Genomic DNA, 25,420 nt, shown 5'->3' on the forward strand with positions numbered 1-25,420 from the left:
AACGCTAGACGCAGCTTCCCTCCGGCATGTCTTGGCAACATGCGCGTACGATCGAGACGAGGGAAGTGGCGTGGCTTGTCATGTGCACGATGCTAGCGTCTGTTCTGATCGAAGGTCAACACCTGTTTCGTTCTTTGTGCGATTCGATCCGCGGTTAGAACTGCATGGTCGCGCTAGCGACGGCCGTACGCGTGGCGGACGGACTGACGTAGTAGCCCCATGCCGTCGTCCAGTAGCGACGATTGAACACGTTGTTGATGCCCGCGCGGAACGTCACTTCCTTGCCCGCGATGCGCGTGTCGTACTTGCCGCTCAGATCGAACACCGTGTAGGCGGGCACGAACTGCGTGTTGGCGGCATCGACGGCCATGTCGCTGACATAGCGGCCACCGAATGCGAGCGTCAGGCGTCGCATGTACGACGGGTTGTACTCGACGCGGCCAGTCAGCGTCCAGCGCGGCGCGCCATAGACTCGCTTGCCCTCGATGGTCGGGTCGTCGATATCGACTGCCTTGGTATCGAGCCACATGACGCCGCCCATCACGCGCCAGTCGCTCGCCAACTGAAGCCAGCCGCTCGCGTCGACACCCGTGTAGCGTTTGGTGCCGTCCTGCGTGAAGACGTTGGCCGAGTTCGTGTAGTAGTAGCCTTGATCGACGCGGAACAGCGCGATATTTGCACCCCACTTGCTTCGGTCTGTCTTGAAGCCGATTTCATACTGCTTGCTGCGCAGCGGGCCGAACGTAGCCGGATAGTTGACGTTCGTATTCGCAGCCGAGCCGCCCTGTTCGAGCGACTGCACGTAGCTCACGTACAGCGTCGAATACGGGTCCGTCTTGTACATCAGCGCCACAGTCGGCGTCACGGGCGACGCAGCGTAATTCGCCGTGGTCGCGCCCGTCGGGTCGTACGTGAACTGATGGAACTGCGTATAGCGCAAACCGAGCAACGCGGAGATGCGCGACGTGAATTGCACGGTATCGCTCGCGTAGACGGCCGCTTGCGTCGTGCGCGATTGCCTGTAGAGATTCTCGCCGATGTGTACATCGGCATTCGTCAGGTACGTGCTGCTGTAGATGTTGCCAATGCCGAGCGGGTAGCCGACGTTCCAGCCTTCGCTGTTGTCGTATTCGGTGACTTGCGACTGGAATCCCGCGCCCAGCACGACGTCGTGCTTGATGCTGCCCGTGTTGAACTTGCCCTCCACCATCGCATCGACGTTCTGGTAAAAGTATCGCGTCATCGCCGCATACAGCGTGTTCGAGTAGTTGCCCGCGTTGTCGTAGACGTACAGCAGGCTGTCCGAATTCGTGCGGTTTTCCTTCGCAAAGCGGTACTTCACGCTGGCGCGCCAGTTCTCGGAGAGACGGTAGTCGAGGCCCGTTCCAAACGATGCCATTTCGACCTGGTAATAGTTCTGCGGCTGCGACAGGTCATGCGTGACGAGACTCGCGTCCGGAATGCCACCCGCGTCCGAGCCGAACATCAGGCCGAAAATCGTGCCTTCCTGCTTGCGCTTCGTGTAGAACGCATCGACCGACCACGTGAGGTCCGGCGTAATGCGGAAGTCGAGCGCGGCCGACGCAACCTGGCGGCGCAAATGACCGTTCGCTTCGGCCGTGTTGCCGTCTTCATTGACGAGGTTGAAGCGATAGCCGAACCGGTCGTCCTTGCCGAAGCGGCCGCCGACGTCCAGTTTCTCGCTGAACACGCCTGCCGACTGGTAGCCCACAGAAACGCTGCGATAAGGCGTGTCCGTCGGGCGCTTGAGCACGTAGTTGACGATGCCGCCAGGCGAGCCGAAACCGTACATGAAACCGGACAGTCCTTTCAGCAGTTCCACCTGCTCGAACGGTTCGAGTGCGAGATCCGTGTCCCACGACGGGAAGCTCTGTCCGTCGACCTTGATGCTGTTCAGCGTGTCGATCGGCAAGCCGCGTACGTTGAACATCGAGTTTTCGCCGATCGCGTTCGTGCTCGTGATCGAAACGGCGGGATCGTACTGGAACAGGTCATTCGCGGTGTTCGCGAACAGGTCCTTGGCTTCTTCACTGGTCACGACGTGCGTCGAGAACGGCGTGTCAACCTGCTTGCGCGTGCCGAGCGCGCCGCCGTTGATCTTCTCGGCCTGCGTCGCGTCGGTATCCGCAGACGCTTTCACGCTGACGGTCGGCAGCGTGGCGTTATCGGTGACGGCGTCCTGCGCGCGGACGCTCGACGAAGCAGTCGACAACACCAGCCCGACGCTGGCAAGCAGCGCAGCGCCGAGGATCGACGTGTTACGACGGAAACGAGGAGTAAGGCGCATGGCTTGGTTTGACTGTGACATCTTCATTCGTTGTTATCGCAGGCGGCTGCACAACACCTGGTTCGATCGTTGATGGAATTTTCGACGAAATGGTAATGACAACGATTCGCAATTGCAATGTCGTTTGAATGAACGTGGCGTGTGAGCGACAACGGATGGATCGCTGCGCGGCGCGCTCGCCTGGCGTTTTGCGACGCCCCGCAACGCGTCATCAAAGACGGAAAGGGCACGCCTCGTCTGCGATTCGCCCCAATATTAAACGCGAATCATTCGCATTTAATAACAATTTGTGGCATGATGGAATCGCCAGACAAAGCGGAGGACGGGTTGCGCGAACGCTTGAAGGACAGTCCGACAACCGTGTCAGGCTGCTCGACGTAGATACCAGGAGCGAAACCATGAACGTATCGATCAGTGATACGAAGGCGCACATTCGGCCAAGACGATATGTCCGGCGTGCGATTGGATTCGCAATCGTAGGCGCAGGCTTGATCATCGGCGTCGTGCGGCTTGCGTCCTGGTTATCGAGTGTTGCGTGACATCCGGATAACGACATGTACTGTCGCGCCGCCAGCTTCCCAGTCATCGAAAGACACTCGCACGATGCCTGACGCCATCTTCACGAGCAGAACGGATGCGGAGTACCTTGCGCTCATCGATGAGTACGCGCGCGCTCAACAACGCATATCGCAACTGATCGGCGAGCAGAACCGGACGATCGCCGCGTTTGCAGCCGAGGTGATGCGATTGCGTGCAGCGTCGATGATCAAAGAGACGGCGCTCGCGTGGGCGCTGGAAGACATGGAAGCGATCAAGGCTGCCGTGCCCGGTCTGCCGACTCGCCTCGTTCTTGCACGTCAGGTTCAGCATCTCGAATCGCGTGTCCAGTCGCTTGCACGCGAACACAACGGAGTGAGTGCAGGCCGGCAAGAACAGGTCGATGCACCGGCAAGGCGCGAACCATCAGTTCATCGCCCGCAAGGCCGCGAAACGATCGTTCTTTGGATTGGCGCAGACGGCACCGCATGCGAACAGCGTCAACGTGTTGATGGCAAAGCGAGTACGCGCATCGTGCCTGTTGGGGGCGTCAACCCAATCGTGCGCGATACCGACCTCGCCGAAGCCGATCTGGTGATCTGCCAGACAGGATGCTTAAGCCACCACGCCTGGTGGCGCGTCAAAGACCATTGCAAGCGCACCGGCAAACAATGCGTGCTGGTCGAGCGGCCCGACGCATTGCAACGTCTATTCGGCTTTTCCTCTCCCGAAGAAATCGATCCATCGTCAACGACCTGAACCGTCGCCACGAAAGCCTGCGTTGGACTCACCGGCTTAAGAGTTTGCTAAGGCATCAGCCCCTAAGCTTCTCCATCACTGAGGAGCATCGTCCACGCAGGTGGTTGAGGTGGGGCTCTCGACAGTACGTCGGTACGTTTGATCGCTTTCCGAAACCGCCTTTTTCAGGGCCCGGCATCGCTGCCGGGCCCGTTTTTTATTGTGCTGCCCACGATAGACGACACACGCTCCGCCCGGACTCCAATAGCGCGCCGACGCTCAGATTGAATGCCGCCCGCATCGTTCTTATGCGACAATAGGAATAGTTCTCATTTACCAACCTGCATTTTCGCTTACTGTTTCGTGCGGAAGATCGCGAATGTCGGCAGACAATCTCTCTTTGCGTCTCGAGGTCGAAGACCTCTACGTCGCCCATCACGGCTGGCTTCATACGTGGATGCGTCGCAAGCTGGGATGCGCGCATCGGGCCGCGGATCTTGCGCATGACACGTTCATGCGCCTGCTTGCGCGCGACGAGCCGCTCGAACTGCTCGAACCCCGCGCCTTCCTCACGACGGTCGCGCAGCGCGTGCTGGCCAATCACTGGCGGCGCGAACAGATCGAACGCGCGTATCTCGAAGCACTGGCGCAAGTGCCCGAATCGCTCGCACCCTCGCCCGAAGAGCGCGCCGTTCTGCTCGAAACGTTGTGTGAGATCGACGCGTTACTCGACGGCCTGTCTGCGCCCATCAAACGTGCGTTCCTGATGTCGCAACTCGACGGCGCGACGCACGCGGAGATCGCCGCGACTCTTCGTATTTCGATTGCGACCGTGAAGCGCTATCTGCTGAAAGCGGCAGCGCAGTGCTTCTTCGCGATGAAGCTGGATTGAGCGCGTGAAGATCGACAGTCCTCCCGGCATCGAGCCGAAGGTCGCGCGCAGCGCGGTCGAGTGGTGGCTCGACCTGCAATCCGGCGAAACCACGGATACGCAGCGACGCGCTTTCGAGCAATGGCGCACGCAGCATGTCGATCACGACCGTGCGTGGCGGCACATCCAGTCCGTGAGCCAACGCTTGCAGACGCTCAACGAAGCTTCAGGCGCGAGCGCAGCGCGCGCCGCACTGACGCGGCCGCGCTCGACATCGCGGCGCGCCGGCGTCAAGGCACTCGTTCTTCTCTTCTTTACGGGCGGCACAGCGTGGGTCGCGCGCGATCAGACCGCGTGGCGCAGCTGGAGCGCGGATCTGCGCACGGGCACGGGCGAGCAGCGCAACGTAACGCTCACCGACGGCACGCATCTCACGCTCAATACGGCAAGCGCCGTCGATATCCGCTTCTCCGACACGGAACGCCGCATCGTTCTGCTTAGCGGTGAAGTCATGATCGTCACGGGTCACAACGAAGGCCCAGCCCTTCGCCCATTCGTCGCGCAAACGGCGCAGGGTCGTGCGATACCGCTCGGCACGCGCTTCTCGCTCAGAGAGGAAAGCTCGACCACGCGTATCGACGTGTTCGAAGGCATGGTCAAAGCAGAACCTGCACTTGCGCCAGACGCGTTCAAAGTGGTGCGTGCCGGAGAACAGATGCGCTTCACGTCGACGCAGGCAATGCCGATAGAGCCGTTCAGCGCGAACGCAGCCGCATGGACACAAGGCATGCTGGTCGCGAGCAATATGCGACTCGCCGACTTCCTGTCGGAGCTTTCACGCTATCGCGACGGATATCTGCGCTGCGATCCGTCGATCGCCGATTTCCGCCTCTCGGGCACCTATCCGCTCGCGGACACGGACCGGGTGCTCAACGCGCTAGTCAGTTCGCTGCCCGTCAGACTCGAGTACGTCACGCGCTACTGGGTCACAGTGAAGCCAGCGCATTCATAGCGCGATCAATCACTTAAAAAAATCACCGGTATTGAGCTGTTTTCGATTCTCGCGGGACAAGGCAGATGAGAACACCAGATCATCTACCTCCGCGAGCTTCGTAAAACATGGGACTTTCTGCAAGGGCCTGGACCAACACCGCCGTTGAAACGCATGAGCACAGGCGCGCATCGCATCGTCGAGCGGTCCGCAAACGGCACATCATCGGCGTTGCGGCTGCAACGATCTTTGCGACGGCTGCGTCGCCTGCCGTCTCAGCTGACACGACGCAAATGTCGAAAGCGTCGCCGCGCAAGACCTTCGACATCGCCGCAGGTCCGCTCGAAACCGCGCTCAACCAGTTCGGTCAGCAAGCCCGGATCATGCTGTCGTACCCGAGCGCGCTCACCGCGAATCGTCACAGCGCGGGACTGCACGGCGAATACGACACGCAGCAAGGTCTTACCCGTCTATTGCATGGATCGGGCGTGTCCGCGCTCCAGCAGACGAACGGCAGCTACACCCTCGTCGAGGACGCGAGCAATGTCGAACTGGACGACAGTGCCGTTCTGCCCGCCGTCAAGGTCAGTTCGACGGGAATCAGCGCGGGCAGCTACAGGCCGCCCGCCGAAGCGAACGTGACGCGCTCCGACATCCCCGTGATCGACACGCCGCAAGCCATCAATACCGTCCCGGCCCAGGTGCTGCGCGATCAACGTCCGCGCAATCTCGACGACGCGCTGGCGAACGTGAGCGGCATCGTCCAGGGCAACACGCTCGCGGGCACGCAGGACACGCTGCTCAAACGCGGCTTCGGCGGCAATCGCGATGGGTCGATCATGCACAACGGCATGCCGCTCGTGCAAGGCCGCGGCCTCAATGCGGCCGCCGATAGCGTCGAAGTGCTCAAAGGGCCGTCGTCCCTGCTCTACGGGATCATGGACCCGGGCGGCGTCGTCAATGTGGTGAGCAAGCAGCCACTGCTCACGCCTTATCATGCCGTCTCGCTGCTCGGTTCGACCTACGGTCACGGCCGTAATGGCGCGGGCGGCACTGTCGATCTGACAGGTCCAGTCGGCGATTCGGGACTCGCATACCGCCTCATCGTCGACCACACGGATGAGCAGTATTGGCGCAACTTCGGCGAGCATCGCGAAACGCTCGTTGCGCCATCGCTGGCGTGGTATGGGCGCGATACGCAGGTCGTGCTGTCCTATGAATACAGGCAGTTCCTCTACCCGTTCGATCGCGGCACCGCGCTTGATCCAAAGACCAATCAACCGCTGGCGATTCCCGCGCGCGAACGTCTCGACGAGCCGTCCAACGAAATGGACGGCGAGTCGCATCTCGCGCAGTTGAGTGTCGATCACCAGATCAACGCGAACTGGAAGGCACATTTCGGCTATAGCTACAACCGCGAAACCTACGATGCCGGCCAGTTGCGCGTGCAAGGCGTCAACAGCACGACAGGCGTGCTCTCGCGCAGCAACGACGCGACGCATGGCGCACTCAGCACGGACAGCTATGCGATTGCGTATATCGACGGACACTTCACCGTGGCCGGTTTTCGCAACGATCTGCAGGTCGGTGTCGACGACGAATACCGGCGCATCTATCGGAAAGATCTGCTGCGGCAGGCAACGAAATACACGTTCAACTATCTGAACCCCGTGTATGGCCTCGAAAGCCCGTCGACGACAGTATCCGCGAGCGACAGCGATCAAACGGACACGTTGCACGATGCATCGGTGTTCTTTCAGGACAGCCTGCATCTCACCGACAAGTGGATACTGGTCGGCGGCGCGCGCTTTCTCTCGTATAACCAGGTCGCGGGACGCGGTCGTCCGTTTCAGATCAACACCGATCTGAACGGGACCAAATGGTTGCCGCGCGCGGGCATCGTCTACAAGTGGACCGAGAACTTTTCGCTCTACGCAAGCTATACGCAATCGCTGAAACCGACGTCGACGATTGCACCGCTCAGCACCGGCGTCGTGATCGACTCATCAGTGCTGCCGGAAGAAGCGACCTCTTGGGAGGTCGGCGCGAAAGTCGCGATGCCGGCCGGGCTGACGGGCACGCTCGCGCTGTTCAACATCGACAAATCGAACGTGCTGGTCTCGCAGTACAACGACACGACCAAGCAAACGGACTGGAGAACTTCCGGAAAAGCGCGTTCGCGCGGTGTCGAACTGGATGTCGCCGGGCAGATCGGACAGCACTGGAGCGTCATCGCGAGCTACGCCTATATCGACGCCAAAACCACGGAAGACCCGCTCTATGCAGGCAACCGGTTGTGGAACGTCGCGCAGCATACGGCATCGCTTGCTGCCGTCTATGACTTCGGCGCGATCTTCGGCGGTGACCAGTTGCGTGTCGGCGCCGGCGCACACTACGTCGGCGAACGTCCGGGCGATTCTGCGAACAGCTTCACGCTGCCCGCTTACACCGTTGCCGATGCATTCGCGACGTACAGCACGAAATGGGGCGGACGCAATCTCTCGTTTCAGCTGAACGTGAAGAACCTGTTCAACAAGACCTATTACCCGTCCAGCGCCAACCGATACTTCGTTGCCGTCGGCGACGCGCGGCAGGTTTCGCTGCTTTCCACGCTCGAGTTCTGAACGGGCACGCACAACAAGGGAACCTGTCATGAAACGCAAGAACGCGCCGAACAACCCGAATCGCGAGTGTCATCCTGTCGATCAAACCCGGCGCAGGACGCTGCTTTCCGCGTTGGGTCTGGCAACCGCTTCCGTTGTACCCGCCATTTCCCGCGCCAGCACCGTCGAATCACGCAACAAGATCGTCATGGTCGTGCAACTGAACGGACCCAACGTCGCGGTCGATGAGCGGATCGCGGCCCACCTCGGTGAACGTGGCTATCCAGTTCAACTCGTCGACCAGAACTACCGTCCCGATCTCGCACGCGACGCGAGTCTGATCATCATTTCGTCGACGGTGTCGTCGAAGGATGTGCTTCCCGAATGGCGAGCGCTGCCCGTGCCGCTCGTCACCTGGGAAAACGATCTGCTCGACGATCTGGCGATGAGCGGCAAGCGGCACGATGTCGACTTCGGCGAGACAGAAAAAGAGCGTTATCTGTGGCTCGTGAATGCGCCTCATCCGATTTCCGCGGGTCTTGCCGCAGGAACCGTCAACGTGTACGGCAAGCAGGCCGCAATGAGTTGGGGCAAGCCTGGTCTCGGCGCATCCATCATCGCAACCGTATACGGTCAGCCTGACAAGGCCGCGATCTTCGCCTATGAAGCAGGCGCAACGATGGACTATGAAACGCTCGCGCCGGCCCGTCGCGTGATGTTCTTCATGAGCAACGATTCATTTACGAACCTCTCTCCATCAGGGCAGCGTTTGTTCGATGCCGCGATCGACTGGGCTCGTGGACGATAGACATTTCTCGTAAGGCACACGGAGTTCACGGAGGCGCCGGCATTTGCCGGCGCCTTGTCTTTGCAAACCCTTACTTCTGATAGCCCGCCTGGCGCACCGCCCGATCGGCGGCAGCATTACCCGCTTTCAGAGCCGATGCAACGTCCGTCTGCCCGGCGACCACCCCGGCAATAGACTGCCCCACGACCGTACCGAACGACTGAAACTCGGGGACACCGACGAATTGCACGCCGCTGTACGGGACTTTCTTGAGCGTCGAATCGTTCGGATTCGCTGTTTCGATTGCCTTCAGCACAAAGTCGCCAAACGGTGCGGCCTGCTTGTACTCCGGACGGGCATAGGTCGACTTGCGCGTGCCCGGCGGAACCGACGCCCAGCCTTCATCCTTCGCGACCAGTTCGATGTATTGCTTCGACGTCGCCCACTCGGCAAACTTCTTTGCCGCATCCTGTGACTTCGAGGTTTTCGGAATTGCGAACGACCACGACCACAACCAGTGCGAGCCCTTCGGCGTCACCGCAACGGGCGCAGCGGCGAAACCCACCTTGTCGGCGACCTGCGACTGCGCCTTGTTGTAGAGCATGCCGGCCGCGACCGTCGCGTCGATCCACATCGCGCATTTTCCCGATGACATCAACGTGAGGTTCTCGTTGAAGCCGTTCGAACTGGCTCCCGGCGGCCCGTCTTTCTTCAGCAGGTCCGAGTAGAACGTAATGGCCTTGTTCCATTCGGGCGTGTCGATCTGCGCCTTCCAGTTCTCATCGAACCATCGCCCGCCGAAGGTATTGACGACCGTCGAGACGTACGCCATGTTTTCGCCCCAGCCCGCCTTGCCGCGCACGCAGATACCGTATGTGCCGTTTGCCTTGTCGGTCAGCTTGTCGGCGAATTCCTTGATCTGGTCGTAGGTCGGCTGATCAGGCATCTTGAGCCCTTTCGCCGCGAAGAGATCCTTGCGGTAGAAAGTCATCGAACTCTCGACGTAAAACGGCAGCGCCCACAGCTGACCATTCGAAGACAGACCGTCTCGTGCCGTCTTGACGACGTCGTCGAGATCGTAATCGGCTGGCAGGTTGTTCATCGGCGCGAGCCAACCGCGCTTGCCCCACTGCGGCGCTTCATAGGTGCCGATCGCGACCACGTCGAACTGTCCACTGTTCGTCGTGATGTCGGTCGTCGCGCGCTGACGAAGTACGTTCTCCTCGAGAATCACCCAGTTCAGCTTGATGTCCGGGTTCGCCTTCTCGAAGTTCGCGGACAGCTTCTTGAGTTCGAGCATGTCCGGATTGTTGAGGGTTGCGATCGTGACCGTCGCAGCATTTGCCAGGTGGGCTGCGCAAAGGGTCACGCCAGCGAACAGCGCTTTGCGGAGAAGCGCGCGGCGCGTTGGGGCTTGCATCTTCATGTCTGTCTCCATTCGTTTGTTGGCTTCGGTTCGGGACTACTACACTGTGACGCCGCGCTTGAAGCGGCATCCTGCCTGCGTGGATCAGCTCATCCAGTTGCCGCCGTCCACGTTCAGCGTTTGAGCGGTGATGTAGTCCGCATCTGCGGAAGCGAGGAACACCGCTGCGCCGGTCAACTCGTCCGGCCGGCCCATCCGGCCGAGCGGAACCGCCTCGCCGACCAGACGCTTCTTCTCTCCGAGCGGACGGTTTTCGTATCGCGCAAAGAGCGCATCAACCTCTTTCCACATCGGCGTATCGATCACGCCGGGTGCGATTCCGTTGACGTTGATGTGATGCGGCGCAAGCGCGAGCGCTGCGGACTGGGTGTAACTGATGACGGCAGCCTTGCTCGCGCAGTAATGCGACACGAGCGCTTCGCCCCGACGCCCCGCCTGAGACGCCATGTTGATGATCTTGCCGCCACCGCCCTGCTCGACCATCTGCTGGGCGACACGCTGCATGAGGAAGAACATGCCCTTCACATTCACGGCGAAAACCCGGTCGAAGATGTCCCACGACTCGTCGAGTAGAGGGCGCATGTCGAATACCGCTGCATTGTTGAAGAGAATGTCGATGCGACCGAACCGGTCAATCGTCGAGCACACGATCGTTTCGATGCTGTCGCGCTTCGTGACGTCTGCCTGAAGCAGCAGCAGACTGGCGTTGTCGGCATCCGCGTAGGTCGCTTCGAGTTCGGGCTTCGCCTTGACATCCACGACGACGACCTTCGCACCTTCCGCCAGATATCGGCGCACCACCGATTCTCCGATGCCCGTTCCACCACCTGTGACGATGGCAATCTTGTCTTCCAGTTGCATGCTGCATCTCCTCTTATGGGACATCGCGATCGATTCCCGCAATCTCATACAAATACGGAGTACTACACATATCGTGTGGTTTGATGGACGAAGACGAATGATTCAGGTTGCGTTGAGGCTTTCGATCTCGCCCATTCGGGAAACCGTTACGCCTTGCACGCGGCGGCGTACACGCCTATGACTTCGCGAATCCTGCTCTGGATAAGGCTCATCGGCGTCGCGTCGAGCGCTCCGCGCCTGAATTGCCAGTACTGTTCGGGCAGGTAGCGGCTCAGCACGTTTTCCGGAATGGCGACCCCCGTCAGATTGCTGATCAGCTTGTTGACGGCAGCGTCGATCTCCGGGTCCGCCCAGTAATAGCGCACCCGGTCGCTGTAGCTGTAGGTTCGCAGCAGCCGATTTTCCTGCTCGTCGCCGTGGTAGTACTTCTCCCAGTGACCGGGCCTGGCAAGCATGACTGTTTCCACTATCTGCCGAAGATTGGATCGTGCTTCCGGCGCAATAAGCTCGGCCTCGATGTCTGCAAGCGCATAGAGTGCTTCACGCAGCGCGAAGGTCACGCCAGGCCCGACCTTCAGAATCGCGAAGCCGTCGCGAACGAGCGCGGCCAATGATTCAGGCTTCTGATAATCGGTGGAGTGCGCTTCGAAGACCATGCCGGGCAACCGTTCGAGAACTTCGGAAAGCTCGGTGGCAAGCTGCGGCTTGTAGTCCACGACCTTCGTATGATCGAACTCGACGCCCGGCTGAACGACAAGCGCGATCACGCGTTGCCACGCTTCGTCGAGGCCGCGATCGTGCCACGCCTTGCGATGAACCGCGGCGGTATCCAGCGCGGCGCTGGCGTGGGTAACCTCGACAGTGTCCAGTTCTTCGGCAGCGCCACCCGGAACCGGCACCTCGGTGCCGATGATATAGACGGGCCTTTCGGTCCGGCCCTCGCGTTCGGCAGCGGCTTCCGCGACCGCGCACAGTCGCGAAGCGCGTTCGGCTACGACATCGTCCGAGAGAGGGGCTGGGTCGCCTGCGCAACTCATGCTGGTATCGAGGTGAATTTTGGTGAAGCCGGCCGACACGTAAGCGTCGATGAGTGCGTCCGCGCGTTGCATCGCCTCCTCCGCGGGCAGGTTGCGCCACGCATTCGGGCCGAGATGATCGCCGCCGAGAATCAGCCTCTCGCGCGGCAGACCCACGCGATCCGCGATCAGATGGACGAAGCGCACGAAATCGGTCGGCTTCATGCCGGTGTAGCCGCCGAACTGATCCACCTGATTCGAGGTCGATTCGATCAACAGCGGCGTGTGGTCATCGAGCGCCTGTTTCATGGCGGCGCTCAATACCCACGGATGCGCCGAGCAGATCGAATAGATCCCCTTGAGCCGCTTCGCCGCCTCTGCATCACGAGCGAGGCGCGATACCACGTTAGTCATGACTGTGCTCCGAAGGGTTCGCGATGAATGCGTCGAGTTCTGCCAGCGTCGCCGTTCCTTCCATGGGCCCGCGAAACGTGACGGCTCGCGCGCCGGCCGCGCATGCATAGCCAAGCGCCTTCTCGATTCCGAAGCCTTGTGCGCGGCACGCAATGTACGTCGCGCCGAAGCAGTCGCCCGCGCCCGTCGGATCGACCTCCTGAACAGGTACAGCGGGAAGATCGATCGCGCTCGAACCGTCGTAGTAGCTGCATCCGTCTTTTCCTCGCTTGACCACGACTTCGCGCACGCCTCGCTTCAACAGTTCTTCGACGGCGCCCTGTTCATTGCTCGCGCTGGCAAGCAGCATCACCTCATGACCGCTCGGCAAGAACACATCGGTGTAGTCGAGGATGAAATCGAGCGCCTCGCGCATCTCCGGAATGCGGAGCATCTCCTTGCGGATGTTCGGATCGAAGCTCACCGTGCCGCCATGTCCCTTGACGGTCTCGATCACTTTCTTCATCGCTTCGATGATGCGGAACGAGAACAGCGAAGAACCCATCACGTGAAAATGATTGCAGCGCTTCAGCAGATCGTCGCGGATGTTGCCTACCGACAGATGACCCGATGCGCTATTCGCGATGTTGTAGATGAAGTCGCGATCGCCGTCCTCGCGATATGTGACGAACGCACTGCCCGTCGTCGCCGTCTTGATGACGGAAATGCCCGACACATCCACGCCGTCCGCACGCAAGCGTTCGACATTGAGTACGCCGAAGTCGTCGTCGCCGACGCAGCCGATCATCGCGCAGCGACTACCGACCTTCGCCACCTGATCGATGAAGATGGCGGGCGCACCGCTCGCGTATGGACCGATCAGCGTGCCCGGCCGGCGGAACGATTGTCCGCGCTCGGTGGCCATGATTTCGACGAGGATTTCGCCCATCGTCAGGATGTAGCCGGACTTGCCGGCTTGATGCAGTTCAGTGTTGGACATGGCGCTTCTTCGTTCGAACGTCGATGCAAACGGCGGCGGGAATGACGACGCCCTTCACGATCAGTTGGCAAAAGTACGGAACACCCCGCAGATTCAAGCGCCAGACGATGGCTTTCGAAACTCCAGAATTCCGCTGTCCCTTCGATGCAGTTGAAGACCCTTGCGAGGCATCAGCTCCATCGTCGGTGGGTCGATTCCGTCATCGATCAGCAGCGCATCGACGTCGGCGACGTTTGCGAAGACTTCACCTTCGCGCTCGTTGAGTTGCGGCTGGTACGCCACCACGATCGTCCGGCTGGCTGCCTGACGTGCTGCCTGGAATACACGCGCGACGGCCGGGTCGGCGCAAAGCAGGTTGCCGTCCCGGTCGAGGCCGGACGCCTCGAGAAAGCAAAGATCGATCGATCGGCGCGTCACGGAGGACTCCGCGTCAGGCCCCGTCATGGCGGTCGCGCCCTGTTCCAGTTGGCCGCCCGTCAGCACGAGTTCGCAATGCAGGAAGCGCTGCGCCGTCTGCGCCATGCCGACGTCCTGCATCAACAAGGCGAGATTCGACCGGTCGGAGAGGAACGGCAGGATCTTGTGAACGATCTCGCCGGTGCCCAGCATCAGCGACTCGTGATCGTCGACGGTTTCGGCGGCAAAACGGGCGATCGTCGTCTCGGAGGCCTTGCGGGTCGCGCCGTCGGCGATGGGCACCAGCACGTTTTCACCGGGCTTCTGCGCCAGATAACGGGCCTTGCCGAACGAGCGCACGAGGTAGCGCTGCTGCTCGAGGTAAGTCAGGTCGGTCCGGATCGTGACGCTCGACACGTCGAACGCCTGGCTGAGCTCTTCGACCGATACTTCGCCGCGTTTGCGTACCAGTTCGACGATTTGCAGCCGCCGCCTGAGGGAACTCTTGTTTGCCAGCATGACTCCGGATCTCGAAAGAAAACACTTTTGTTTCGAAAGAGTTTAGTTTCGAGTCGAAAGAAGGTCAAAGCGAATTTTCTGGTTTTTTGCCAGGGTTTGCCCGGATCTACTGCTCCTTTCGGCCGATGTCAGAAGTCGGCGGTAGCAGCCGCCTCCCGCTACACTACGGTTCGCAAATGGCGGTGTGACCCACACCGAGCGATCCAGGCCGCACGCGCGGCTGACGGAAAACCCCTCTGACCATCGAACGAAAGGAGACCGCATGCCGAGTCTTGAGCGATCCCGAGCGGCCATGTTTGTCGACTTCGTCTGGCGCGTCGTGCTTCGGCTCGGGTTTCAACTCGCTCGCGTCTGGTGGCACATTCGACGGCCTCACCATGAGGGCGCGCTAGTGACGATCTACGTCGGGCGGGAGCTGCTGCTGGTGAAGACCTCGTACCGGGCCGAGTGGGGTTTGCCTGGCGGCAGCATCCATCGCGGCGAAACACCCGAGGTGGCAGCGCAGCGCGAACTGGAGGAAGAGATTGGTCTCTCGTCGTGCCCGTTGGTCCCCACGGGAGAGGTCATCGGCATGTGTGACGGACGAAGAGACAGGGTGTACTTCTTCGAGCTGCACCTCGATCGCTTGCCCGACCTGCGGCTCGATAATCGCGAGATCGTCGCCGCGCGTCTGGTATCGCCGGAAGAATTGCAAAGCATTGCACTGACAGCGCCCGTTGCTGTGTTTCTTCGCGGAGATCGCAGCGGGCTGCATAAAGAGCCTGCGAAGAACGGTCCGTCGTCAGGCTGAGTTGAGTGTATCGAGACGGACGGAATCGGTATCGCTCATATCACATCGCGACTGACGACGTGAGCGAACTGGAGCGTCTCCTGAGCGAGCGCGTCGCGCAAGAAAGCCGGACGCACGTCGATGCTCGCCAGTTCGTTGCGCTTGAACCACGCGAACTCCAGCCTGCGGCCCTGTTCGTCCCCAACGTGGCGCGCATCCAGTTCGAGAATGGCAGCGTTGAGCGGCACTTTGGCAGAGAAGTACAGGCCGACTTCGTGATAAGGACGATCGCCGATCGTGAAGAAGTTCTCGACGATCCACAGCAACCGTCCGACTGAAACGGCAACATCCAGCTCTTCGCGCATTTCGCGCGCGACGGCCGTGGCGGCATCCTCGCCCGCTTCGACGCGGCCGCCCGGCAGCGACCAGTATGTGTCGCCTTCCAGCATATGCAGCAGCACGTGATCGCCGGATACGATCACCGCGACGGCACGCAGATTGAAACGATGGCCGTCCGTTTCGAATGAGATCATCGGTGTGAGTGCATGCGTCCGAACAGGAAGGATGCGCCATTTCGCCCGAAACGGCGCACGCATGCAAGCGTATTCAACGTATGAAATCGCTTACGGCAACTGAGCCTCCGCCACAGCACGCCGCTCGCCAAACGCTGGTCCGAGAGGCCGCACACGCATGTGCGCCGCAAGTCGCTGCCAGGGCAAATCAGCGGGGTCGGCGGCCATCGGCCCTGGTGCTTTCGCCACCAGAACCGCGTGCGCAGCCGGCTGGAAGTCCGCGCGAAAATGCACGGAGCTTTTGACCACGAGTATCTTCATCGCCTCGGCCTCGATTCCCGCGACGCGGAAAAAGTTGCGTTCGAAGATCTGCATCTTGATCGTGCTGACGACGATCCGCACGCCGCCGATCCGCAGACACGCAACCGGCCCGAGATCGCCCTGCATGCCGTGCATCATCGGACCGTCGAAGCGAAAGCGTCCGTCCGACAGATACTCCACTTCGAACACGCCGTGCAGCGGTTCGTCGCCCGGCACGCCCGAACGCCCTGCCAGCGCGAGTTCGATACGCGCGCCGACACCCGCGCGATGCGCCGCTGCCGCTGCGTCTGCGTCCCATATCACACCGACCGCTGCGCCCTCGACGCGATGCTTCAGCAACGCGCGCACCATGCCCATCGTGTTCGAGTCGCCGCCCACGCCCGGGTTATCCTGCGTATCGGCGATGATGACGGGCTTGTCCGCGTGCCGCGCGAGACGCGATGCTTCGGACACGGCTTCATCGGGCGACAGGAAGCGCACTTCCCATTTCGATTCGTCGGCGAGCATGCGCTCGTACAGCGTATCGATCGCGCGGGTGAGCGCGTCTTCGTCATAGCCATATGCCCACAGCACCGGTCCGCATTCGGGAAAATCGGCGGCGGGAAATCCCGGCGCAAACGACAGCGACGCAACGTCACCCTGTTCCAGCCCGGCCAGCATGTCGTACATCCCGCGCGCGGGTTCGACGAGCGTGCACATGCCATTCACCGGAATCAGAAACGGAATGCGCCGCGACACGCGCTTCAGCGGGCGCCTGTCGGTCGTTACTGTATCGAGCAGCGCGGCGGCGCGCTCGCCCGTTTCGGCCATATCGACATGTGGATACGTCCGGTACGCAACGATCGCATCCGCGAGTTCCAGCATCCGGTCCGTCACGTTCGCATGCAGATCGAGCGACACGACGAGCGGCACTGCAGCCCCGACGATGTCACGCACGCGCGCCAGCAACTCGCCTTCGCCGTCATCGATATGTTCGGCGACCATCGCACCGTGCAGATCGAGATAGATCGCGTCGAAGCCTCCCGCGTGCACGGCATCGACGATCTCGCCGGCAATGCGTTCATATGCGTCTTCCGTCACGTGCGCGGACGCGCTCGCGCCCGCCCAGATCACGGGAATGAGTTCGTGACCTGCTCTTTGCGCGGCGTGGATGAAGCCGCCGATCGGCACGTTCACGTCGCGCAGCGCGAGCACGTCGGCGCCGCGCGACAAAGGCGGAAAGCCTTCGCCCTGAATGAAGCTCTGGTACGACGCCTTGGTCGGCGCAAAGGTGTTGGTCTCGTGTTGAAAACCGGCGATCAGGATCTTCATGATGGGGTTGCGTCCTCGTACTCGTTGCGCTTGAGTCGATTGAGACTCGAATGGCATTCGAACGTAATTCGGATGCCGTCAGTTCGATTCGGGGCTCAGCGCCAGCTCAGCCGCGTCGTGAGCGGGCTTGCGGCTCTGACGGCTGGCGAGAATCAGCAGGCCCGCGATCACCGGCATGCACGCCATCACGACCAGCGCGAGATGCGAGTTGCCCGTCGCGGTGCGCGCCCAGCCGATCGCCGCCGGCCCCCAGAAACCGCCCGACAACCCGATCGTGTTGATCAGCGCAATCCCGCCCGCCGCCGCCGGACCTTTGATGTACTCGCCCGGCATCGCCCAGAACACCGTGTAGGCCATCCACATCATCGCGGTGGCGCCCGTCAGGAGCGCGAGCGTCGCGAACAGATTGCCCTGCGTGAAGATCGACGCCACCAGCAGCAGCGCGCCCGTCAGCGCGGGCACCGCGCAGTGCAGGCGCCGCTCGCCCGTGCGGTCCGAGCTGCGTCCCGCGACATACATCGCGATCCCCGCCGCGACATACGGAATCGCCGCGTACCAGCCGAGACGCAGCGTGTCGCTGACGCCCTGCTCCTTGATCAGCGTCGGCAGCCAGAAGCTGATCGCGTAGATCGGGAAGATGATCGAGAAGTACGCGAACGCGAGCACGTAGATGCGCGGATCGCGCGCCACGGCCTTGAACGAATGATTGTGTGCGTGCGCCACGCCCGTTTCGCTTTCGAGCAGCTGCTTTTCGTCGGCGTTCAGCCAGCGCGCGTCGGCGGGACGATTCGACAGCACGAACAGCGTGAGCACGCCGAGCGCGATGCACGGCAAGCCTTCTATCAGAAACATCCATTGCCAGCCGGCGAGACCGTAGACGCCCGAGAACGCGGATATCAGCCATGCCGACAACGGCCCGCCGACGATGCCGCCCAGCGGCCCGGCCAGAAACACGATCGCGATGGCGCGCGCCATGCGCGTCGGTCCGTACCAGCACGACAGGTAGTAGATCATCCCCGGCGCGAAGCCCGCTTCGAAGATGCCGAGCAGAAAGCGCATGCCGTAGAACATCGGCACGTTGTGCACGAACAGCATGCACGCCGACGTCAGCCCCCACAGCACCAGAATGCGGCTGAACGTCTTGCGCGCGCCGATTTTCGGCAGCAGCAGGTTGCTGGGCAATTCGAACAGCACATAGCCGAGAAAGAAGATGCCCGCGCCGACGCCATACGCCGCATCGGAGAAGCCGAGATCGCTTTGCATCTGCAGCTTCGCGAAACCGACGTTCACGCGATCCAGATACGCAAACATGTAGCAGGCGAGAAGAAACGGCAGCAACCGCCAGTTGAGCCGGTTGTAGAGGGCCCGAACGGCATCGTTCTCCCTCAGGGTTTGTATCGCTGTCATGTGCGTCTCCGGTGTCGGGTTTCGTACCCGTGCTTGCGTTCCGCCATGTTGTCGGGGTAAAAAACCGCGAGCAAGAGCAACTAAGTTCACGCTTCGTTGCCTGGAAGGCAACGCTTCGCTAATCGTCCCTGGAGACGCTCGTCATGCGGGAAATCAACCAGCAAAGGCTGCGCTACTTTCATGAGGTGCTGACGCACGGCACCATTCGCGGCGCGGCGGACAGCCTGAACACCTCGCCTTCCGTGATCACGCGGCAAATCAGGCTGCTCGAAGAGGAACTGGATACGACGCTGTTCGAGCGAGAAGCGCGCGGCGTCAAGCCGACCGAGGCCGCCGCGCATCTGCTCGAATTCTGGCGCGGCTACCGTTCACAACAGGAAAAGCTCGAAGACCAACTGCATTTGCTGAAGGGGCTTCAGCAAGGCCAGGTGCAACTGGCGGTCAGCGAGGGCTACGTCGATCCGCTGGTCGAGGAAGTGATCGCGCCCTTCTGCGCGAAGTATCCGATGCTCGATGTCGGCCTCGAAATCCTCGCGGTCGACGATCTGCTGAACCAGGTCGCCGATAGCCGTGCGCATATCGGGCTTGCGTACAATCCGCCGCCGCATCCGCGCATCGAGTATCGCGCGAGTTCGGCGCAGCCCGTCGTGCTGCTGGTGAGGCGCGATCATCCGCTGGCGCAGCGCGGCGGTCCGGCGAGCGTGATGGATTTGCTCGAATGGCCGCTGGCGTTGATGCCCGCCACGTTCGGCATCGGCCACGCCGCGAAGATGCTGGAGTTCGCGGAAAACATCGAAATCCGCGCGACGCTCACCAGCAATTCGCTGACCGCGCTCAAGCGCTTCGTCGCGCATGGCGACGGCGTGACGCTGATCGGCGAGTTCGCCGCGTACCGCGAACTCGAAGCGGAAGAACTCGCGATCGTTCCCATCGATCACCCCTTGTTTCAGGGCGCAAAAGCACGCTTGCTCGTGAAGTCGGGACGGCCGCTCGCCGCCGCCGCGAACGAACTGCTCGAATGGATCTTGCGCGAGATGTCAATGTTCGCGCGCGATGCAGCGACGGAGGAAGGCTGAAATATCTCCGTAACCTTTCACGAGATCCGTCCCCCGTAATACGTCAGCAGTATGCCCGTTGGCTATCCGTCATCTTTGAAACTTTATTGGAGAACGCGTACAGGCCGGCCGATAAGAGACTTGTCAGTCAACATGTACCAACGGCAAAGCAATGGCGTTCCTCAATACATTCAAAATCGGTCCGCGCCTGGGCGCGGGCTTTGCAATCGTTCTGATTCTTCTCTGCGCGATCAGCGGTATTGGTTTGCTGCAAGCGTCGCGTATCTATGACGGCACCAATGAGATCGGAAGCAACTGGCTTCCGAGCGTCGAAGCACTGGGCACGCTGCGCAGCCGCGTCGACGACGTGCGGCGCCTGTCGCTGCGCGAACTGCTCGCCACGGATGCCAACCAGATGAGCGCCACGCGCGCGCAGCACACGGCAGCTGTCAGCGCGGTCGCGTCGTCTCTGGACGGTTATTCGAAGCTGGTTTCGTCGCCGGAAGAACAGCGGCTTTTCGACAGCGTCAAATCTTCGTGGTCCAGCTATCTGGAAGTCGACGACAAGGTCACCAAGCTCATCGACGCGGGCAGCGAAAGCGCAACGGAAGCACGGCAACTGACCGCAACGGAAGGGTCAAAGCGCTTCACAGCGACGCTCGATCTGATCGACAGCGACATCAAGCTGAATCACGACGGCTCCACGGCAGAAGTGGCGAAGGCAGGCGACGCGTTCCGCAGCGCGCGCATGTGGACCCTGCTGCTCGCGGCGCTCGCGCTGGCATTGGGCGCATGGATCGCCGTCGTCATTACGCGTTCGATCACGGGACCGCTGCGGCGCTCCGTCGAAGTGGCCGAAACCGTCGCACGCGGCGATCTGACGGCCGTCATTCACGTCGACGGCAAGGACGAGTTGAGCCAGTTGCTCGACGCGCTGCGCAACATGAACGAACGTCTGCTGGATACCGTGGGCCGTGTGCGTTCGAGCAGCGAAAGCATCGCGACGGGCTCGTCGGAGATCGCGGCGGGCAACACCGACCTGAGCCAGCGCACGGAAGAACAGGCTGCATCGCTCGAAGAAACGGCCGCGAGCATGGAAGAGCTGACTTCGACCGTCAAGCAGAACGCCGAGAACGCCAACCAGGGCAACGCGCTCGCTGCGCGCGCTTCGGATACGGCGGCGCGCGGCGGCGACGTCGTGAGCCGCGTGGTCGACACGATGCGCGACATCTCGAACAGCTCGCAGCAGGTCGCGCAGATCATCTCGGTGATCGAAGGGATCGCGTTCCAGACCAACATTCTCGCGCTGAACGCGGCCGTCGAAGCAGCACGCGCCGGCGAACAGGGCCGTGGCTTCGCAGTCGTCGCGGGCGAAGTGCGTACGCTTGCGCAGCGCAGCGCGTCGGCGGCGAAGGAAATCAAGGATCTGATCGACGAATCGGTGAATCGCGTGAACAGCGGCACCGCGCTCGTCGACGAAGCCGGCCGCACGATGGGCGAGATCGTGCAATCGGTGCGTCAGGTATCCGACCTGATGGGCGAAATCAGCGCTGCATCGGGTGAACAGCATCGCGGCATCGAACAGGTCAACGTCGCGATCTCGCAGATGGATGAAGTGACGCAGCAGAATGCGGCGCTCGTCGAAGAAGCATCGGCGGCTGCGCAGTCGATGGCATCGCAAGCTTCCACGCTGCGCGAGCTGGTGTCGACGTTCCGTCTGCCCGCTGCGCAAGAGACCAGAACGACGCTTGCGCCTTCGGCATCGAAGCACGTTGCACGCGCCGCAGTCTCCATGCCGGCGAAGCCGCGCAGCGCAGCGCCCGCAAAACCGCACGTCTCTGCTGCGCCAAAAGCCGAACCGGCTATGAGCCGCGCCGAAGCCGACTGGGAAACGTTCTGAAGAACGGCGCATCCGGGCTACGCCACGCGATGCGCCAATCGATATTCACTTATGCGTGACGGGCAGCAGCTTCATCGCAGCCGTCCGCTCACGCACGGCATGCGTCGCTGCGGCGCTCGCCCGGCTCGCCATCATCGCGCACAGACGGCTCGCACCGACTGAGCCCGCCACCGCGAACACCACCGGGAACAGCATGTCGTGTCCGAGGTGCGTGAACTCGGCGACGAGCACGATCGCGGTGATCGGCATATTCATCGACGAAGCGAGAAACGCCGTCGCACCGACCAGTGCAAACGCGCCCGTCGGCACGCTTGCGCCAATCAGATTCCACGCGCCGCCGAGCACGACGGCAAGCAGCGCGCCCACCGTCAAGCCAGGCGTCAGCAGACCGCCATGCGCGCCGACTCGCAAACTGCTTGCGCTGACGGCAACCTTCAACGCGAGCAGCGCAGCCGCGAGCCCGATACTCAACTGACCGTCGAACCCGAGTTGCGCGGTGCCCTTGCCGTTGCCGAGCAATTGCGGAAAGTGCACGGCGAGCACGCCGATCGCCGCGAAATTGAGCACGTTGAGAGGAATCGTCAGCCAGCCTGCACCGGGCGCTGCATTGCGTGCGCGCTCCATGAAGCGCGAAAACGCGTAGGCGGCGATGCCGAACAGCGGACCCGCAGCCACCGACCACGCAACGAGACTGCCGCTCAACGCGAACGACGGAATCGCGTACTGCGACTCGTCGCCGAGCCCGATCCACGCGACGACGGCCGCAATCACCGACGTCACGAGCGCAATCGCGACCGTGGTTGTATCGAAGGTGACGAGCAGCACTTCGAGCACGAACACGGCGCCGCCGAGCGGCACGTTATACACGGCGGCAAGGCCGGCGCCCGCACCGCACGCGATCATCACGCGCGTCTCGTTCGCCGACAGACCCGCCACGCGCGACAACCAGCCCGCCACCAGCGAACCGACTTCGCGCGGCGCGACTTCGCGGCCCAGCGGCGAGCCGAGCGCGACCGTCACGATTTGCAGCAGTGCATGGGCGAGCGTGCTCAGCATCGGCATGCGCGCGTCGGGCGATTTCACCGCCTGCCTGATGCTGACAAGCGGCTGACCGAAACGCCGCACCGCCCACCAGCCGAATCCGGCAATCAAACCGCAGACGCTCATCACGAGCACGCGCCGTTCAGCCGACGCGCCGCTCACGCCTTCCAGGAAACTCTCGCCGCCGACGATCGCATGGAGGCTGTAGCCATAGGCGACATGCTGGATTGCGTGCAGCAGCAGCGCGAGCAGCATGCCGCCCAACCCCGCACCGACGCCCGTCAGAACGGTAACGGCGGCGAGGCGCGCCAGCGATTTGCGTTCGAGTGTGATGAAGGACGGCATGACGACGTGGCTCGCGATTAAACCCTATGAGCCGCCTACTATAGGGTTTTCCCCTAAATACATCAAACAACTTTATTCACTCAATTGATGCATCCTGAGAATAGACTGGCGAAGCCTTGTGCTACGCGGCTCACCGCCGTCGATCTCACGATTCGCGCGGCAAAATCAGCTCCGCTTCGAGCCCGCCCGACGTGCGATTACGCAACGTGAGCGTGCCGCCGTGCGTCGCGGCGATGCTTTGCGCGATCGTCAGTCCGAGACCCGTGCCGCCGCTCGCCGCCTTGCCGCGAAAGTACGGCTCGAACACGCGCGCGAGCATCGCTTCGTCAGGAATGCCCGGCCCGTTGTCGCGGATCGCGACGCGCACTGCGCGACCGTCGTCGGTGACGTGAATCGATGCCTCGCCGCCATGGAAAATCGCGTTGTCGAGCAGGTTCTGCAAACAGCGCTTCAGATTGCGCGGAAAACCCGCAACGGGCCGCGCCGCGCTGCCTTCGACCGTGACCATGTGGCCCGCGTCGCGTGCATCTTCGGCGAGCCCTTCGAGCATCGAATCGAGATCGATGTCGCGGCGGTCTTCCGTCACCTCGATGCCTTGCACGGCATCGAGCGTCGCACGCACCATCGCCTCCATGTCATCGAGATCGCCGCGCAGACGCTCGCGCCACTGTGCGTCGGGCAGCATCTCCGTGCGCAGTCGCAGGCGCGTCAGCGGAGAACGCAGATCGTGCGACACCGCGGTCAGAAAGCGCGTGCGTTCGGCGAGACTCTCCGTCAACTGACGCTGCATCGAATTGAACGACATGGCCGCGCTGCGCACTTCGAGCGGACCGCTGACGGGCAGCGGCGGCCGATAGATATTGCGGCCGAGCGCATCGGCGGCTTTCGCGAGATCGCGCAGCGGCTGCACCGCGAAGCGCACGGCGACGAACGCCAGCAAGCAGATGGCGACAAAGCGGATCAGATAGATCCGCACCAGATAGTCGACCACGAGCGAACCCGGCTCGCTCTGCATGCCCGCCTGCCCTTCGTTCGCCTGCACGTCGAGCCAGACGCCTTCGCGTGCATCGGGCAGCTTCATTTGCACGTGGAAATCGCCCGTCGGCATGCGCGAATCGAAGAGACTCAGAATGCCTTTGTGCTTGCGCGCTTCGTCGCGCATCTCGGCGTCGATCACGCGCACTTCGACAGGCTCGCCTAGACGCCGGCGGACCACCCCGGAAATCAGATCGCTCACCGAGCGTTGCGCGAGCGATGCAGGTTGTACGGTCTGCGGCGTGTCGATCCATTGCAGCCGGTAACGCGCGTCCGCCAACCGATGCACGATGCCGTCGCGCGCCGCTGCATCGGGTACGTGTTGCAGCAGCCTGACCGTATCCGCGAGACGGCTCGCGAACAGGCGCGCAGGGATTTCAAGCGTGCGGTTGTCGTGCGTGTCGAACCAGATCGTGCTGGTCAGCAACTGCCCGGCGAACATGCCGACGGCGAGTATCGTCACGAGCCGCCCGAACAGCGAATCGGGCCAAAGATGCAGTTTCATGCTTCGTACGTGACGTCCGCGACCAGCATGTAGCCCTCGTTGCGCACCGTGCGGATCAGCTCGGCGCTGCGTGCCGCGTCCTTCAGATGATGACGCAGACGGCTGATGCAGACGTCTATCGAGCGGTCGAGCGGCGTGTGCTCCTTGTCGAACACATGATCGAGCAGGAACTCGCGCGACAGCGGCCGGTTGGGATGATCGAGCAGCGTGCGCAGCGTGCGGTAATCGGAGCCGCCTAACGACACGACCACGCCATCCGGCGACAGCATCTGCTTCATGCGCGTATCGAGTCGCCAGCCGGCAAAGCCGATGAATGCGGCCGCATCGGCGGGACGCGCGCCCGGCATGCTGCGCGAGCGGCGCAACACCGACTTGATCTTTGCGACCAGTTCACGCGGATCGAAGGGCTTGGGCAGATAGTCGTCCGCGCCCATTTCGAGGCCGAGTATGCGGTCGAGCAAACCGCCGCGCGCACTCAGGATGACGATCGGCATGCCGCGCTCGCGGCGCAGTTCGCGCGTGAGTTCGAGTCCGTCTTCACCGTCGAGCATCAGGTCGAGCACCACGAGATCGACGGGCAAGGTCGCGACGATCTGCTTCATCTGCGCGCCGCCGGTGGCCGTCGTCGCCTGATAGCCCATGCTGCGCAGATAGTCGCCGAGCAGCTGGCGAATGTTCGGATCGTCGTCGACGACAAGTATGTGGTCCATCAAAAGCTCTTCTTCCCTTCGTGACGTCGTCGCCTCGCGGATGCCGCCCAGCGCGCATTGTCC

General features: G+C 62.0%; 20 protein-coding genes. 8 read left to right on the forward strand and 12 right to left on the reverse strand.

Going from position 1 to position 25,420, the window contains the following annotated elements:
• Positions 1 to 154: 154 nt before the first annotated feature.
• On the reverse strand, positions 155 to 2,335 hold the full coding sequence (locus tag G3N95_RS10105) for a TonB-dependent receptor (RefSeq protein WP_205969845.1): 2,181 nt from the start codon (positions 2,333 to 2,335) through the stop codon (positions 155 to 157).
• Between the two features lie 576 nt (positions 2,336 to 2,911).
• Between G3N95_RS10105 and G3N95_RS10110 the strand changes: the two genes are divergently transcribed.
• From G3N95_RS10110 to G3N95_RS10130, 5 genes are all read left to right on the forward strand, one after another.
• Positions 2,912 to 3,604, forward strand: coding sequence for a DUF2325 domain-containing protein (locus tag G3N95_RS10110; RefSeq protein WP_241018348.1), 693 nt, complete (start codon positions 2,912 to 2,914; stop codon positions 3,602 to 3,604).
• Between the two features lie 358 nt (positions 3,605 to 3,962).
• Positions 3,963 to 4,475, forward strand: coding sequence for a sigma-70 family RNA polymerase sigma factor (locus G3N95_RS10115; RefSeq protein ID WP_205969846.1), 513 nt, complete (start codon positions 3,963 to 3,965; stop codon positions 4,473 to 4,475).
• Positions 4,476 to 4,479: 4 nt separating this feature from the next.
• On the forward strand, positions 4,480 to 5,466 hold the full coding sequence (locus G3N95_RS10120) for a FecR family protein (protein WP_205969847.1): 987 nt from the start codon (positions 4,480 to 4,482) through the stop codon (positions 5,464 to 5,466).
• 272 nt (positions 5,467 to 5,738) lie between these two features.
• The gene (locus G3N95_RS10125) at positions 5,739 to 8,069 is read left to right on the forward strand and encodes a TonB-dependent receptor (RefSeq protein WP_241018349.1); all 2,331 of its coding nucleotides are present in this window, start codon (positions 5,739 to 5,741) and stop codon (positions 8,067 to 8,069) included.
• Between the two features lie 28 nt (positions 8,070 to 8,097).
• Positions 8,098 to 8,856 carry a hypothetical protein gene (locus tag G3N95_RS10130; protein WP_205969849.1) on the forward strand — a complete coding sequence of 253 codons (759 nt, stop codon included), beginning with the start codon at positions 8,098 to 8,100 and terminating at the stop codon, positions 8,854 to 8,856.
• Positions 8,857 to 8,926: 70 nt separating this feature from the next.
• Here the strand turns inward: G3N95_RS10130 and G3N95_RS10135 are convergent, their stop codons facing one another.
• From G3N95_RS10135 to G3N95_RS10155, 5 genes are all read right to left on the reverse strand, one after another.
• The gene (locus G3N95_RS10135) at positions 8,927 to 10,261 is read right to left on the reverse strand and encodes a sugar ABC transporter substrate-binding protein (protein WP_205969850.1); all 1,335 of its coding nucleotides are present in this window, start codon (positions 10,259 to 10,261) and stop codon (positions 8,927 to 8,929) included.
• Between the two features lie 84 nt (positions 10,262 to 10,345).
• A complete protein-coding gene (locus tag G3N95_RS10140) occupies positions 10,346 to 11,122 on the reverse strand; it encodes an L-iditol 2-dehydrogenase (protein WP_205969851.1) in 777 nt (258 codons plus the stop codon).
• 146 nt (positions 11,123 to 11,268) lie between these two features.
• Positions 11,269 to 12,552: a D-tagatose-bisphosphate aldolase, class II, non-catalytic subunit gene (locus G3N95_RS10145; RefSeq protein WP_205969890.1), complete on the reverse strand. Its 1,284-nt coding sequence runs from the start codon at positions 12,550 to 12,552 to the stop codon at positions 11,269 to 11,271.
• A complete protein-coding gene (locus G3N95_RS10150; protein WP_205969852.1) occupies positions 12,545 to 13,531 on the reverse strand; it encodes a sugar kinase in 987 nt (328 codons plus the stop codon). The genes G3N95_RS10145 and G3N95_RS10150 overlap by 8 nt, the downstream gene beginning before the upstream one ends.
• Positions 13,532 to 13,624: 93 nt before the next feature.
• Positions 13,625 to 14,446 (reverse strand): DeoR/GlpR family DNA-binding transcription regulator, encoded by an 822-nt coding sequence (locus tag G3N95_RS10155; protein WP_205969853.1) that lies wholly within the window; start codon positions 14,444 to 14,446, stop codon positions 13,625 to 13,627.
• A 262-nt stretch (positions 14,447 to 14,708) separates the two neighbouring features.
• Between G3N95_RS10155 and G3N95_RS10160 the strand changes: the two genes are divergently transcribed.
• A complete protein-coding gene (locus tag G3N95_RS10160) occupies positions 14,709 to 15,236 on the forward strand; it encodes an NUDIX hydrolase (protein WP_205969854.1) in 528 nt (175 codons plus the stop codon).
• A 35-nt stretch (positions 15,237 to 15,271) separates the two neighbouring features.
• Here the strand turns inward: G3N95_RS10160 and G3N95_RS10165 are convergent, their stop codons facing one another.
• The 3 genes from G3N95_RS10165 to G3N95_RS10175 all read right to left on the reverse strand — a co-directional run bounded on the left by G3N95_RS10165 (position 15,272) and on the right by G3N95_RS10175 (position 18,766).
• Positions 15,272 to 15,748 (reverse strand): NUDIX hydrolase, encoded by a 477-nt coding sequence (locus G3N95_RS10165; RefSeq protein WP_205969855.1) that lies wholly within the window; start codon positions 15,746 to 15,748, stop codon positions 15,272 to 15,274.
• Between the two features lie 90 nt (positions 15,749 to 15,838).
• A complete protein-coding gene (locus G3N95_RS10170) occupies positions 15,839 to 17,359 on the reverse strand; it encodes a M81 family metallopeptidase (RefSeq protein WP_205969856.1) in 1,521 nt (506 codons plus the stop codon).
• Between the two features lie 78 nt (positions 17,360 to 17,437).
• Positions 17,438 to 18,766: an MFS transporter gene (locus tag G3N95_RS10175; RefSeq protein WP_205969857.1), complete on the reverse strand. Its 1,329-nt coding sequence runs from the start codon at positions 18,764 to 18,766 to the stop codon at positions 17,438 to 17,440.
• Between the two features lie 143 nt (positions 18,767 to 18,909).
• On the opposite strand from G3N95_RS10175, the gene G3N95_RS10180 reads away from it, so the two are divergent.
• Together G3N95_RS10180 and G3N95_RS10185 are read left to right on the forward strand one after the other, a co-directional pair.
• Positions 18,910 to 19,842 carry a LysR family transcriptional regulator gene (locus G3N95_RS10180; protein WP_205969858.1) on the forward strand — a complete coding sequence of 311 codons (933 nt, stop codon included), beginning with the start codon at positions 18,910 to 18,912 and terminating at the stop codon, positions 19,840 to 19,842.
• A gap of 151 nt (positions 19,843 to 19,993) precedes the next feature.
• Positions 19,994 to 21,721, forward strand: a complete 1,728-nt coding sequence (locus G3N95_RS10185) for a methyl-accepting chemotaxis protein (protein ID WP_205969859.1) — start codon at positions 19,994 to 19,996, stop codon at positions 21,719 to 21,721.
• Between the two features lie 45 nt (positions 21,722 to 21,766).
• Here the strand turns inward: G3N95_RS10185 and G3N95_RS10190 are convergent, their stop codons facing one another.
• The 3 genes from G3N95_RS10190 to G3N95_RS10200 form a co-directional block, all read right to left on the reverse strand.
• A complete protein-coding gene (locus G3N95_RS10190; RefSeq protein WP_205969860.1) occupies positions 21,767 to 23,107 on the reverse strand; it encodes a chloride channel protein in 1,341 nt (446 codons plus the stop codon).
• A 145-nt stretch (positions 23,108 to 23,252) separates the two neighbouring features.
• On the reverse strand, positions 23,253 to 24,647 hold the full coding sequence (locus tag G3N95_RS10195) for an ATP-binding protein (protein ID WP_205969861.1): 1,395 nt from the start codon (positions 24,645 to 24,647) through the stop codon (positions 23,253 to 23,255).
• Positions 24,644 to 25,357, reverse strand: coding sequence for a response regulator transcription factor (locus G3N95_RS10200; RefSeq protein WP_205969862.1), 714 nt, complete (start codon positions 25,355 to 25,357; stop codon positions 24,644 to 24,646). Before G3N95_RS10200 ends, G3N95_RS10195 begins: the two co-directional genes overlap by 4 nt.
• Between the last annotated feature and the right edge of the window lie 63 nt (positions 25,358 to 25,420).

The organism is Paraburkholderia sp. Tr-20389 (genome assembly GCF_017104565.1).
Classification (GTDB): Bacteria; Pseudomonadota; Gammaproteobacteria; order Burkholderiales; family Burkholderiaceae; genus Paraburkholderia.

Excerpts from the sequence above, each read along its gene's own strand:
- G3N95_RS10105 (WP_205969845.1), bottom strand. The coding sequence starts at position 2,335 with ATGAAGATGTCACAGTCAAACCAAGCCATGCGCCTTACTCCTCGTTTC.
- G3N95_RS10170 (WP_205969856.1), bottom strand. The coding sequence starts at position 17,359 with ATGAAGATCCTGATCGCCGGTTTTCAACACGAGACCAACACCTTTGCG.
- G3N95_RS10125 (WP_241018349.1), top strand. The coding sequence starts at position 5,739 with ATGTCGAAAGCGTCGCCGCGCAAGACCTTCGACATCGCCGCAGGTCCG.
- G3N95_RS10110 (WP_241018348.1), top strand. The coding sequence starts at position 2,912 with ATGCCTGACGCCATCTTCACGAGCAGAACGGATGCGGAGTACCTTGCG.
- G3N95_RS10200 (WP_205969862.1), bottom strand. The coding sequence starts at position 25,357 with ATGGACCACATACTTGTCGTCGACGACGATCCGAACATTCGCCAGCTG.
- G3N95_RS10195 (WP_205969861.1), bottom strand. The coding sequence starts at position 24,647 with ATGAAACTGCATCTTTGGCCCGATTCGCTGTTCGGGCGGCTCGTGACG.
- G3N95_RS10145 (WP_205969890.1), bottom strand. The coding sequence starts at position 12,552 with ATGACTAACGTGGTATCGCGCCTCGCTCGTGATGCAGAGGCGGCGAAG.
- G3N95_RS10175 (WP_205969857.1), bottom strand. The coding sequence starts at position 18,766 with ATGACAGCGATACAAACCCTGAGGGAGAACGATGCCGTTCGGGCCCTC.
- G3N95_RS10140 (WP_205969851.1), bottom strand. The coding sequence starts at position 11,122 with ATGCAACTGGAAGACAAGATTGCCATCGTCACAGGTGGTGGAACGGGC.
- G3N95_RS10115 (WP_205969846.1), top strand. The coding sequence starts at position 3,963 with ATGTCGGCAGACAATCTCTCTTTGCGTCTCGAGGTCGAAGACCTCTAC.
- G3N95_RS10190 (WP_205969860.1), bottom strand. The coding sequence starts at position 23,107 with ATGCCGTCCTTCATCACACTCGAACGCAAATCGCTGGCGCGCCTCGCC.
- G3N95_RS10155 (WP_205969853.1), bottom strand. The coding sequence starts at position 14,446 with ATGCTGGCAAACAAGAGTTCCCTCAGGCGGCGGCTGCAAATCGTCGAA.
- G3N95_RS10130 (WP_205969849.1), top strand. The coding sequence starts at position 8,098 with ATGAAACGCAAGAACGCGCCGAACAACCCGAATCGCGAGTGTCATCCT.
- G3N95_RS10180 (WP_205969858.1), top strand. The coding sequence starts at position 18,910 with ATGCGGGAAATCAACCAGCAAAGGCTGCGCTACTTTCATGAGGTGCTG.
- G3N95_RS10160 (WP_205969854.1), top strand. The coding sequence starts at position 14,709 with ATGCCGAGTCTTGAGCGATCCCGAGCGGCCATGTTTGTCGACTTCGTC.
- G3N95_RS10135 (WP_205969850.1), bottom strand. The coding sequence starts at position 10,261 with ATGAAGATGCAAGCCCCAACGCGCCGCGCGCTTCTCCGCAAAGCGCTG.
- G3N95_RS10150 (WP_205969852.1), bottom strand. The coding sequence starts at position 13,531 with ATGTCCAACACTGAACTGCATCAAGCCGGCAAGTCCGGCTACATCCTG.
- G3N95_RS10165 (WP_205969855.1), bottom strand. The coding sequence starts at position 15,748 with ATGATCTCATTCGAAACGGACGGCCATCGTTTCAATCTGCGTGCCGTC.
- G3N95_RS10185 (WP_205969859.1), top strand. The coding sequence starts at position 19,994 with ATGGCGTTCCTCAATACATTCAAAATCGGTCCGCGCCTGGGCGCGGGC.